Source organism: Pseudomonas sp. USTB-Z, assembly GCF_019691255.1.
Lineage (GTDB): Bacteria > Pseudomonadota > Gammaproteobacteria > Pseudomonadales > Pseudomonadaceae > Aquipseudomonas > Aquipseudomonas alloputida.
In genome coordinates, this window is record NZ_JAECZP010000040.1 from 1 (window position 1) to 11495 (window position 11495).

Annotated in this window: 9 protein-coding genes; 6 read left to right on the plus strand and 3 right to left on the minus strand. The window is 62.3% G+C overall.

Going from position 1 to position 11495, the window contains the following annotated elements:
• The first annotated feature begins 303 nt into the window (after positions 1-303).
• From secA to I8746_RS26525, 4 genes are all read left to right on the plus strand, one after another.
• Positions 304-3039, plus strand: a complete 2736-nt coding sequence (gene secA, locus I8746_RS26510) for a preprotein translocase subunit SecA (protein WP_017147940.1) — start codon at positions 304-306, stop codon at positions 3037-3039.
• 182 nt (positions 3040-3221) lie between these two features.
• Positions 3222-4439 (plus strand): bifunctional glutamate N-acetyltransferase/amino-acid acetyltransferase ArgJ, encoded by a 1218-nt coding sequence (argJ, locus tag I8746_RS26515; RefSeq protein ID WP_003251879.1) that lies wholly within the window; start codon positions 3222-3224, stop codon positions 4437-4439.
• A gap of 155 nt (positions 4440-4594) precedes the next feature.
• Positions 4595-5227, plus strand: a complete 633-nt coding sequence (locus I8746_RS26520) for a glutathione S-transferase family protein (protein WP_012053649.1) — start codon at positions 4595-4597, stop codon at positions 5225-5227.
• Positions 5224-6168 (plus strand): Nudix family hydrolase, encoded by a 945-nt coding sequence (locus I8746_RS26525; protein ID WP_003251883.1) that lies wholly within the window; start codon positions 5224-5226, stop codon positions 6166-6168. Before I8746_RS26520 ends, I8746_RS26525 begins: the two co-directional genes overlap by 4 nt.
• A gap of 138 nt (positions 6169-6306) precedes the next feature.
• Here I8746_RS26525 and I8746_RS26530 read toward each other — a convergent pair whose 3' ends face one another.
• From I8746_RS26530 to I8746_RS26540, 3 genes are read right to left on the minus strand one after another with little or no spacing between them, the layout of a single operon-like run.
• Positions 6307-6873, minus strand: a complete 567-nt coding sequence (locus I8746_RS26530; protein WP_012053648.1) for a cob(I)yrinic acid a,c-diamide adenosyltransferase — start codon at positions 6871-6873, stop codon at positions 6307-6309.
• 1 nt (position 6874) lies between these two features.
• On the minus strand, positions 6875-8905 hold the full coding sequence (locus tag I8746_RS26535) for an ATP-binding protein (RefSeq protein ID WP_012053647.1): 2031 nt from the start codon (positions 8903-8905) through the stop codon (positions 6875-6877).
• 37 nt (positions 8906-8942) lie between these two features.
• Positions 8943-9860 carry a putative 2-dehydropantoate 2-reductase gene (locus I8746_RS26540; RefSeq protein WP_221101199.1) on the minus strand — a complete coding sequence of 306 codons (918 nt, stop codon included), beginning with the start codon at positions 9858-9860 and terminating at the stop codon, positions 8943-8945.
• Positions 9861-9960: 100 nt separating this feature from the next.
• Between I8746_RS26540 and I8746_RS26545 the strand changes: the two genes are divergently transcribed.
• Positions 9961-10446, plus strand: a complete 486-nt coding sequence (locus I8746_RS26545; RefSeq protein WP_003251890.1) for a YajQ family cyclic di-GMP-binding protein — start codon at positions 9961-9963, stop codon at positions 10444-10446.
• Positions 10447-10562: 116 nt separating this feature from the next.
• The gene (locus I8746_RS26550; protein WP_003251892.1) at positions 10563-11405 is read left to right on the plus strand and encodes a mechanosensitive ion channel family protein; all 843 of its coding nucleotides are present in this window, start codon (positions 10563-10565) and stop codon (positions 11403-11405) included.
• Positions 11406-11495 lie beyond the last annotated feature (90 nt).

Genomic DNA, 11495 nt, shown 5'->3' on the forward strand with positions numbered 1-11495 from the left:
GAACCCGCTCCTGCCAGGGCTATCGGTATCTTGTAGGAGCGGGTTCACCCGCGAAGAGGCCGGCACAGGCAGCCAAAGACAAGACTGGTTCTCGATAGCTTTCATGTTGCCAAGCCTTGAACTCAGTGAAAATGCCCCTATCTAAAACAGGCCCCTGCCAAAACGCTGTATCAGCATCGTGGAAATCCACCACTTTCCTCACCATCGTTTCCGGGTAGAATGCTCGTTCGCATGCGGCCTATGGGCTGCACGGGCGACTCATGGGGCCGCCCTCCATCCCTACGTGTGGAAGATCCTGCCGATATGTTTGCGCCTTTGTTAAAAAAACTTTTTGGAAGCAAGAACGAGCGTGAAGTCAAACGCATGCTCAAGACGGTGAGTATCGTCAATGCCTTCGAAGAGAAGATGGTGGCCCTCTCCGACGAGCAACTGCGGGGCAAGACTGCAGAGTTCAAGGAACGCCTGGCCAAAGGCGAGACACTGGACCAATTGCTGCCCGAAGCCTTCGCCGTGGCCCGCGAGGCCGGCAAGCGTGTAATGGGCATGCGCCATTTCGATGTGCAGTTGATCGGCGGCATGACCCTGCACGAGGGTATGATCGCAGAAATGCGCACCGGTGAAGGCAAGACCTTGGTCGGTACCCTGGCCGTCTACCTCAACGCATTGTCCGGCAAGGGCGTGCATGTGGTCACCGTCAACGACTACCTGGCGCGCCGTGACGCCAACTGGATGCGCCCGCTGTACGAGTTCCTCGGGCTGTCGGTCGGTATCGTCTCGGCCTTCCAGCCGCCGGAAGAAAAGCGCGCCGCCTATGCAGCCGACATCACCTACGGCACCAACAACGAATTCGGGTTCGACTACCTGCGCGACAACATGGCGTTCAGCCAGGACGAGAAGTTCCAGCGTGAACTGAACTTCGCCGTGATCGACGAAGTCGACTCCATCCTCATCGACGAAGCGCGTACCCCGCTGATCATTTCCGGTCAGGCCGAGGACAGCTCCAAGCTGTATATCGAGATCAACCGCCTGATCCCGCGCCTCACCCAGCACATCGAAGAGGTCGAAGGCCAGGTCACCCAGGAAGGCCACTTCACCATCGACGAGAAGAGTCGCCAGGTGGAGCTGAACGAAGCCGGTCACCAGTTCATCGAAGAGATGCTGGCCCAGGCGGGCCTGCTGGCTGAGGGCGAGAGCCTGTACTCCGCGCACAACCTGGGCTTGCTGACACACGTCTACGCCGGTCTTCGTGCACACAAGCTGTTCCACCGCAACGTCGAGTACATCGTCCAGGACGGCCAGGTTCTGCTGATCGACGAACACACCGGCCGTACCATGCCGGGCCGTCGCCTGTCCGAGGGCCTGCACCAGGCCATCGAGGCCAAAGAGAACCTGAACATCCAGGCCGAGAGCCAGACCCTGGCTTCGACCACCTTCCAGAACTACTTCCGCCTGTACACCAAGCTGTCCGGCATGACCGGTACCGCCGACACCGAAGCATTCGAGTTCCAGTCGATCTACGGCCTGAACGTGATGGTCATTCCGCCGAACAAGCCACTGGCGCGTAAGGACTACAACGACCTGGTGTACCTGACCGCTGACGAGAAATACGCCGCGATCATCGCCGACATCAAGGAAAGCATGAAGCTGGGCCGTCCGGTGCTGGTAGGTACCGCGACCATTGAAACTTCCGAGCACATGTCCAACCTCCTGAAAAAGGAAGGGATCGACCACAAGGTGCTCAACGCCAAGTATCACGAGAAGGAAGCCGAGATCATCGCGCAAGCAGGCGCGCCAGGTGCACTGACCATCGCCACCAACATGGCTGGCCGTGGTACCGACATCCTGCTGGGCGGTAACTGGGAAGCCGAAGTGGCTGCCCTGGAAAACCCGACAGCCGAGCAGATCGCCCAGATCAAGGCCGACTGGCAGAAGCGTCACCAGCAAGTGATCGAGACGGGTGGCCTGCATGTAATCGCTTCCGAGCGCCACGAATCGCGCCGTATCGACAACCAGCTGCGTGGCCGCTCCGGTCGTCAGGGCGACCCGGGTTCCAGCCGCTTCTACCTGTCGCTGGAAGACAGCCTGATGCGCATCTTCGCCTCTGACCGGGTGAAGAACTTCATGAAGGCACTGGGCATGCAGTCGGGCGAGGCCATCGAGCACCGCATGGTCACCAACGCTATCGAGAAAGCCCAGCGCAAGGTCGAAGGCCGCAACTTCGACATTCGTAAGCAATTGCTCGAATATGACGACGTCGCCAACGAGCAGCGCAAGGTGATCTACCACATGCGCAACAGCCTGCTGGCCGCCGAGAACATTGGCGACACCATCGTCGAATTCCGCAAGGAAGTACTGGACGCTACCATCAGCCAGCACATTCCGCCGCAGTCGCTGCCAGAGCAGTGGGACGTAGCCGGCCTGGAGGCTTCGCTGGCCAGCGATTTCGCCATCAAGTTGCCGATTCAGCAATGGCTCGACGAGGACGATCACCTCTACGAAGAGACCTTGCGCGAGAAGCTGCTGAGCGAGATCACCACTGCCTACACCGAGAAGGAAGACCAGGCCGGTCTCGACGCCCTGCGAACCTTCGAGAAGCAGATTCTGCTGCGCGTACTGGACGACCTGTGGAAAGACCACCTGTCGACCATGGACCACCTGCGTCACGGTATTCACCTGCGTGGTTATGCGCAGAAGAACCCGAAGCAAGAGTACAAGCGCGAGTCGTTCAGCCTGTTCCAGGAGCTGTTGGAGTCGATCAAGCGCGACACCATCCGCGTGCTGTCGCACGTACAGGTTCGCCGCGAAGACCCGGCCGAAGAAGAAGCCCGCCTGCGCCGCGAAGCCGAAGAGCTGGCGAGTCGCATGCAATTCCAGCACGCCGCTGCACCGGGCCTGGAAAGTGAGCAACTGAGCGAGGAGGGTGCCGAAGTAGCGGTAGCCTCGGCGCCAGTACGCAATGACCAGAAGCTGGGCCGCAACGAGCCGTGCTGGTGTGGTTCGGGCAAGAAGTTCAAGCATTGCCATGGTCAGATCGAGTGATCTGAACCTTACGTTGTACAAGCCTGGGGCCGCTTTGCGGCCCTTTCGCGACACAAGGCCGCTCCCACAGGTACCGCGCTCGTCCATGAACGGGCGCGATCCTTGTGGGGGCGGCCTTGTGTCGCGATGGGGCGCGAAGCGGCCCCTTTTTCGACATCATCGTTTTTTCTAGGAGCGCTCTAATGGCTGTTGGTCTTGGTCCTTTGCCCACCCTGCACCCGGTTCCGGGTTTTGAACTCGGTATCGCTTCTGCCGGTATCAAGCGCCCGGGGCGCAAGGATGTGGTGGTCATGCGCTGTGCCGAAGGCTCCAGCGTGGCTGGCGTGTTCACCCTCAACGCCTTCTGCGCAGCGCCGGTGATCCTGTCCAAGCAGCGTGTACAGGGCACCGTGCGCTACCTGCTGACCAACACGGGTAACGCCAACGCCGGCACCGGCGCGCCAGGCCTGGCCGCCGCCGAGCGCACCTGCGCCAAGCTGGCCGAACTGGCTGGCGTACCGGCCGAGTCGGTACTGCCGTTCTCCACCGGCGTGATTGGCGAGCCGCTGCCGGTCGAAAAGATCGAAGGCGCGCTGCAGGCCGCCCTCGACAACCTGTCGGAGAACAACTGGGCTGAGGCCGCTACCGGCATCATGACCACCGACACCCTGCCCAAAGGGGCCAGCCGCCAGTTCCAGCACGATGGCGTGACCGTTACCGTCACCGGTATCAGCAAGGGTGCAGGCATGATCCGCCCGAACATGGCGACCATGCTGGGCTACATCGCCACCGACGCCAAGGTGGCACCAAGCGTCCTCAAGGACCTGATGTTGGACGGCGCCAACAAGTCGTTCAACCGCATCACGATCGATGGTGACACTTCGACCAACGATTGCTGCATGCTGATCGCTACCGGCAAGGCCGACCTGCCGGAAGTGACTGAAGCCAGCGGCGCGCTCTTCGAAGCGCTGAAAAAGGCCGTGTTCGAAGTGTGCATGGAAGTGGCCCAGGCCATCGTCCGTGACGGCGAAGGCGCGACCAAGTTCGTGACCGTGCAAGTCAACGGTGGTGGTAACCACCAGGAGTGTCTGGACGTCGGCTACGCCGTGGCCCACTCGCCGCTGATCAAGACCGCGCTGTTCGCTTCCGACCCGAACTGGGGCCGTATCCTCGCTGCCGTAGGCCGTGCCGGTGTACCGGAGCTGGATGTGAGCCTGATCGATGTTTACCTGGACAGCGTTTGCATTGCGAGCAAAGGCGGCCGCAGCCCGAGCTATACCGAAGCGCAGGGTTCGGCAGTGATGGCCCAGGAAGAGATCACCATCCGAATCGAACTGGGCCGTGGCCAGTGCAGCGAAACCATCTGGACGACCGACCTGTCCCACGAGTACGTGAAGATCAACGCCGAGTACCGTACCTGATCTACTGATCCGAAGGCCTCTTCGCGGGCACGCCCGCTCCCACAGGTGTTGCAATGCCTGCAGGAGCGGTGCGGTCCCTGTAGGAGCGGGCTTGCCCGCGAAAGGCCGCGCAGCGGCCTGCGGGTTTTGCAAGACAAACCTGATGGAGCCGAACCATGAGCTATCACCTGATCATCGGCGACAAGCTGTACTCCTCCTGGTCGCTGCGTGGCGCCCTGGCCCTCGAGCTGGCTGGCGTGCCCTACGAAGAAACCCTGATCAAGCTGAACCAGCCTGATACCCGCCAGCGCATCCTCGCTTTCTCCTCCACCGGCAAGGTGCCGCTGCTCAAGAGCGAGCACGGTGTGATCGCTGACTCGCTGGCCATTGCCGAATACCTCAACGAACGCCACCCCGAAGCCCAGCTGTGGCCTGCCGATGTGGCGGCGCGTGCCCAGGCCCGTTCGGCCTGTGCGCAGATGCATAGTGGCTTCCTTGCCCTGCGCGGCGCCATGCCGTTCGACTTGTCGCGCGACCAGGCGCTGGACAGCGTGCCGCTGGACGTGCAAATCGACATCGACCGCATCGTTGCGCTGTGGTCCGAATGCCGTCTGGTGGCCAAGGACAGCGGCCCGTTCCTGTTCGGCAAGGCAAGCCTGGCCGATGCCTTCTTTGCCCCGGTGGCCGTGCGCCTGCGCACCTACCGCGTAGAAGTCCCCGCCGAGGCGGCAGCCTACATCGAGACCATTTATCAATGGCCAGCCTTCCAGGCATGGCAACAGGCAGGCCTGGAGGAGCGTGAAGCGTGAAACGGATTCATGTAGTAGCTGCCGTGATTCGCGGCGCTGATGGCCGTATTCTGATCGCACGCCGTGCCGATACCCAGCACCAGGGCGGCTTGTGGGAGTTCCCCGGTGGCAAGGTGGAAGAAGGCGAAAGCGTCGAAGCGGCGCTTGCCCGCGAGTTGCGCGAGGAGCTGGGCATCGAGGTAAGCCATTCGCGTGCGCTGATCAAGGTCAGCCATGACTACCCGGACAAGCAGGTGCTGCTGGACGTGCGCGAGGTCGAAGCGTTCACTGGCGAACCCCATGGTGCCGAAGGCCAGCCGCTGGAGTGGGTTGCCCCGCGCGATTTGCCGCAGTACGAATTCCCCGAGGCCAACAAGCCGATCGTCGCCGCTGCGCGCCTGCCGGACCAGTACCTGATCACCCCGGACGGCCTGGAAGTGCCGCAAATGCTCAAGGGCATCCAGAAGGCGGTGGCCAATGGTATTCGCCTGATCCAGTTGCGTGCCCCGGACATGTACGACCCCAAGTACCGCGACGTGGCGGTGGATGCGGTCGGGCTGTGTGCGGGCAAGGCGCAGCTGATGCTTAAAGGGCCACTGGAATGGCTGGGTGATTTCCCGGCGGCCGGTTGGCACCTGACGGCCGCGCAGCTGCGCAAGTACGCCGCCAGGGGCCGACCGTTCCCCAAGGAGCGCTGGTTGGCGGCATCCTGCCACAGTGCCGAAGAGCTGGCGCTGGCTGAGCAGATGGGCGTGGACTTTGTCACCCTGTCGCCAGTGCAGGCGACCCAGACTCACCCAGAGGCGGTGCCGTTGGGATGGGATGAGGCGCAGCGGTTGATTGCCGGGTTCAACAAGCCGGTTTACCTGCTGGGTGGGGTAGGGCCGGGTGAGCGCGAGCAGGCCTGGGAAGCCGGGGCACAGGGTGTAGCCGGGATCCGGGCGTTCTGGCCCGAGGTTTGAGTCCCCTGTAACAGGGGCCGCTGCGGGGCCCATTCGCGGGCTTGCCCGCTCCCACAGGAAACTCACACGTTGCAAGCCTGCTCGAAACCTGTGGGAGCGGGCAAGCCCGCGAATGGCTGCAAAGCAGCCCCAGAAGTATCAGCCTTTGGGTTTCTCGGCGGGCTGCCACAAAACCTCAGCCACCCCCTGGCGCCGCCCGATGATCCGCGCCGCCACGAACAATAGATCGGAAAGCCGGTTGATATACGCCAAACCAACGCCTTCCAGCGGCTCCATGGCATTCAACTGCTGGCACCGGCGCTCTGCACTGCGCGCGAGGCTGCGGCACACATGCGCCTGCGCCACCAGCGCCGAACCACTGGGCAGAATGAAGTTTTTCAGCGGCCCCAGCTCTTCGTTCCACACATCGATGGCCGCCTCCAGGCGTTCCACTTCCGCCAGGTTCAATGCCTGGTAACTGGGCATCGCCAGCTCGCCACCCAGGTCGAACAAGCGGTGCTGACACGGCGCCAGCACTGTGGTCACTTCATTCAGCCCCTGCTCGGCGAGCCCCGCCAGCAGCAACCCCAACTGGCTGTTCAGGCTGTCCACCTCGCCAATTGCTTCGATCCGCGGGTGGTCCTTGGGCACCCGACGGCCGTCGCCCAGGCCGGTTTCGCCTTTGTCGCCGGTGCGGGTATAGATCTTCGAAAGTCGGTAGCCCATGTCATTGCTCCGTTCTGGCCGGCACCGCCGCTGCCGGCTGGGTGAGGGGCAGGCGTAGGGTAAAGCAGGTGCCTTGGCCTGGCGTGGATTGCACTTCCATCTGCCCCTTGTGGTTGTTGGTGATGATGAAGTACGAGACCGACAGGCCCAGCCCGGTACCCTGGCCGATTTCCTTGGTGGTGAAAAACGGCTCGAAGGTGCGCTTGCGCACTGCCTCGGGCATGCCGACGCCGTTGTCCTCGACCTGGATTTCTGCCCATGGCGGGTTTAGCCGGGTGCGCAGTGTGATGCGTCCGGGCTCGCTGGGTTGCGGGCGTTGGTGGATGGCCTGGGCTGCATTCTTCAGCAAGTTGAGCAGTACTTGTTCCAGCTCGTTGGCGGTGCATGGGACCGGCCCCAGGTCGGGGTCGAACTGGCGCACGATGGCTTGCCCCTTGAAGTCGAAGCCAATGGCCAGATCGAAGTCATTGCCGGCAATTTCAAGCGCCTGATCGATCAGTGCCGGCAGCTCGCATGGCACCAGCTGGCGGTTGCTGCGGCGGCTGAAGCTGAGCATGTGGGTGACGATCTTCGCCGCCCGGGCACCGGCCTGCTGAATGCCGTCGAGCAGTTGCGGCACCTCGCGGCTGTCCAGGTAGCGGTTGATCGTGGCCAGGTCGATGCCCAGCTCTTCGGCCTGTTCCTGGTTGCGCGGCAGGTCGGACGACAGGCGTCGGCGAATGTTCTGCACGTTGTGCAGGATAGCGCCCAGCGGGTTGTTGATTTCGTGCGCCATGCCGGCAGCCAGCCCCCCGACCGAGAGCATTTTTTCTGACTGCACCATCATCTCTTCCAACGACAGACGCTGGGTGATGTCGTCGATACGAATGACCACGCCGCGCCCGCCGCCGCCCGTCAGTGGGTAGAAGGTCAGGGCGTAGTGGCGCAGGTCGTCGCCCTTGGGCCAGGTTACCCGCTCGATCTTCGCCACTCGATGTTTTTCCACGGTTTCCTTCAGTTGCGGGAGGAACGGCTTCAGCGGCTCGAACGCGATGAACACCGGCTGGTTAAGTGCCTCGTCCAGTGGCGTGCCGGAAAGCACCGTGGCTTCGTGGTTCCATTGGGTCACGTAGAGCTGTTCGTCGAGGGCGATCAGTGCCGAGGGCATCGAGTCGATGATGCTGTTGAGGTAGTTCTGAAAACCGGTGAGCTTTTTCTCGATCTTGCTGCGTACCTGTACTTCCAGTTCCAGCTTGCGGTTGGTGTGGCGGGTTTCTTCGGCAAGGCCCTGAGCCTGGTCGTAGGCACTCTGGAACTCGTCGCGGGCGCTCTTGAGCTGCTGCTCGCGGGCCTCGATGCGCGACAGCATGGTGTTGAAGGCCTCGGCCAGGCTGCCGATTTCATCGTCATTGCCGCGCTGGGCACGCAAGGCGTAGCTCTCTTCGCGGGTAACCTGGCGGCTGAGCTCCTCAAGCTGGTTGATCGGCTGGGTGATCAGGCGTTTGATCTGCCGGGCGATGACGATCCATAGCAGGACACTGAACACCAGGATGCCCAGGCTGGCGCTGAGTGTGCCGGTGTAGAAGGCCGTGGGCAGTTCGCTGCTGGCTACCAACAGCAAATGTGCCGGTGGGTTGGCATCGCGGGGGATGCGGATCAACTGAGTGCTGCGAAACTCCATCAGGCGCCAGCCGTCGATGTTGCGAAAACGCTTGGGCAGGGCCAGCGGCTCGCCATGTTGCAACTGCGCCAGCATTCGGCCATCGCCACCGTAGATGGCGGCGGCGCGAAGCGGTGTGTAACTGTCCAGTTCCTTGAGCAGGGCACGGGCCGTGTCCGGGGTGTCGCCGGCGCGGGCTGCAAGCTGTGGATTGGCCACCAGCCGGCCGATGGTGTGCATAGCCTGCGGCGCCATGCTTTCCTGGGTGATCCAGTAGGCGGCGCTGATGAAGGTGAGGTTGGCCATCAGCAAGATGGTCACCAGCAGTACCAGCAGGGCCGCCAGCAGCTTCTGCCCGACCGGGAGGTTTTCCAGGCGTTGGCGCAAGGTCATGGGCAAGGCAATGTCCGTATCCGGTGGAAGGGCCGCGTCAGTCGCAAGGCAAGCCACGCACGCGCAGGTTTTCGACCAAGCGCTGCAGCAGGTGTTCCAGCTGCGGCAGTTGCAGGCCATGACGGCCCGCAGCGCGGCAAGCATGGCCGAGCAGGTAGTGCAACTCGGTGCGCCGTCCTGCATGCACGTCCTGGTACATGGAAGAGTAGTTGGCTGCGGTGGCGAGGATTACCCGCTGAACTTCTTCGTCCAGCCCCTCGGCTGCTTGCGGCTGGCCGCAACGGCGCAGCAGTCGGGCCAGTTCGACGCACAGGGCTTGCACTTCACCCAGGTGCCCCAGCAGCCCGCCATTCTGGCAATCGTGAAGTACGGTCAGCGGGTTGATGGCGCAATTGAGCGCCAACTTGCGCCACAGGCGGGTCAGTATGTCTACTGTCCACTCAGCGGGGATACCGGCCTCGTGCAGGTCATCGAACCAGTCGGGGAGCATGGGGCTTCGTGGGTCGCCTAGCCAGTTGAAGCCATGGCCGGCAAAACGCACTTGCCAGTCCCCCTCGCGGAAGGCGCCTTCGGTGCTGGAGGCGAAGATGCAGCGAGCGTGCGGCACCAGGTCGGCGACTTCATCCTGGCTGCCCAGGCCATTCTGCAACAGCAGCACTTCGGCGCTCTCGGCCAGCCGAGGTGCTAGACCGGCAATCGCCGGGGCAGCGTCATAGGCCTTGCAGGCCACCAGCAGCCGGTGGATCGGGCCTTGCGCTTGCGCCGTTTCGGCCGGTATGGCGTAGCGCCGGGTTTGGTCCTGCTCGACCAGGGTCAGGCCACCGGCCTGCTGATAGGCCTGCAGCCGTTGCCCGTCACGCAGGATCAGGCGCACAGCCTTGCCGGCGCGTGCCAGCCGGCAGGCCCACAGACTGCCAAGGCTACCGGCGCCGAGAATATGCCAGGTGCTGCTCATATGCGTTTCGCAACCCGTTATAATGAGCCCGCATTTTAACCTTCAAACCCAGCGCGCTCCATCTTCAGCCTGAGCGCGCTTTTATTTTGGGAGAACAACCATGCCTTCGTTCGACGTGGTATCGGAACTGGACAAGCACGAGGTGCAGAACGCGGTCGACAACGCCATCAAGGAACTGGACCGCCGCTACGACCTCAAGGGCAAAGGCACCTTCGAGTTCAAGGACAAAGAGCAGACCGTGATGCTCACTGCTGAGGAAGAGTTCCAGCTCGAGGCGATGCTGGAGATCCTGCGCCTTGCACTGGTCAAGCGCAAGATCGACGTGAAGTGCCTGGAAACCAAGGACCCCTACGCCTCCGGCAAGGAAAAGAAACAGGAAGCCAAGTTCCGCGAAGGCATCGACAAGGACCTGGCAAAAAAGATCGTTGCCACCATCAAGGATGGCAAGCTGAAAGTACAAGCCGCCATCCAGGGTGAGCAGGTACGGGTAACCGGCAAGAAACGTGACGATCTGCAGGAAGCCATTGCCCTGCTGCGCACCAAGGAATTCGACATGCCGCTGCAGTTCAACAACTTCCGCGACTGATGTGGGGGTGGCCCGGAACCCCGATGGCCAAATGATGTCCATGGGGGCCGGGGTTGCGTAATAACACGCGCGGCCTGTTCTACCGTGTACTTGCCGCTCGGCATCAGGAGATGAATATGGATTTGAACGCTGAGGTCGACCAGCTCGTCCGCCAATCCCAGACGTGGATCCCTTTGATCATGGAATACGGCAGCCGTGTGCTGCTGGCACTGCTGACCTTGGCGGTTGGCTGGTGGATCATCAACAAGGTCAGCGCCCGCCTCGGCAAGCTGGTTGGCCTGCGCAACGCCGACCTGGCGCTGCAGGGCTTCATCAGCACCCTGGCGAACATCGTGCTGAAGGTGCTGCTGTTGGTCAGCGTGGCTTCGATGATCGGCATCGAGACCACCTCGTTCGTCGCCGCCATCGGTGCCGCAGGCCTGGCCATCGGCCTTGCCTTGCAGGGCAGCCTGGCGAACTTCGCCGGTGGTGTGTTGATCCTGATGTTCCGCCCGTTCCGTATCGGTGACTGGATCGAGGCGCAGGGCGTTGCCGGCACCGTCGACAGTATCCAGATCTTCCACACCGTGCTGCGCACCGGTGACAACAAGACGGTCATCATGCCCAATGGCAGCCTGTCCAACGGCATCATTACCAACACCAACCGCCAGCCGACGCGCAAGGTGGTGTTCGATGTGGGCGTTGACTACGAGGCTGACCTGCAGAAGGCCCGCAATGTGTTGCTGGAGCTGGCAAAGGACCCGCGTGTTCTGCAAGACCCTGCACCGCAGGCGGTCGTGTCGACGCTGGGCGACAGCTCGATCACCGTATCGCTGCGCTTGTGGACCAAGACCTCCGATTACTGGGACGTGATGTTCATGCTCAACGAGTATGCGCGTGACCGGTTGAAGGCCGAAGGGATCGATATTCCGTTTCCGCAGCGGGTTATTCGCGTGGTGCAGGAGACTGCAACGCAGTAATACCGCGTTAAAGCCGGGGCCGCTTTGCGCCCCTTCGCGGGCAAGCCCGCCCCTACGAGGACATGCGTGTTCTGTGTAGGAGCGGGCTTG

Excerpts from the sequence above, each read along its gene's own strand:
- I8746_RS26520 (WP_012053649.1), top strand. The coding sequence starts at position 4,595 with ATGAGCTATCACCTGATCATCGGCGACAAGCTGTACTCCTCCTGGTCG.
- I8746_RS26540 (WP_221101199.1), bottom strand. The coding sequence starts at position 9,860 with ATGAGCAGCACCTGGCATATTCTCGGCGCCGGTAGCCTTGGCAGTCTG.
- secA (WP_017147940.1), top strand. The coding sequence starts at position 304 with ATGTTTGCGCCTTTGTTAAAAAAACTTTTTGGAAGCAAGAACGAGCGT.
- I8746_RS26535 (WP_012053647.1), bottom strand. The coding sequence starts at position 8,905 with ATGACCTTGCGCCAACGCCTGGAAAACCTCCCGGTCGGGCAGAAGCTG.
- I8746_RS26530 (WP_012053648.1), bottom strand. The coding sequence starts at position 6,873 with ATGGGCTACCGACTTTCGAAGATCTATACCCGCACCGGCGACAAAGGC.
- argJ (WP_003251879.1), top strand. The coding sequence starts at position 3,222 with ATGGCTGTTGGTCTTGGTCCTTTGCCCACCCTGCACCCGGTTCCGGGT.
- I8746_RS26550 (WP_003251892.1), top strand. The coding sequence starts at position 10,563 with ATGGATTTGAACGCTGAGGTCGACCAGCTCGTCCGCCAATCCCAGACG.
- I8746_RS26545 (WP_003251890.1), top strand. The coding sequence starts at position 9,961 with ATGCCTTCGTTCGACGTGGTATCGGAACTGGACAAGCACGAGGTGCAG.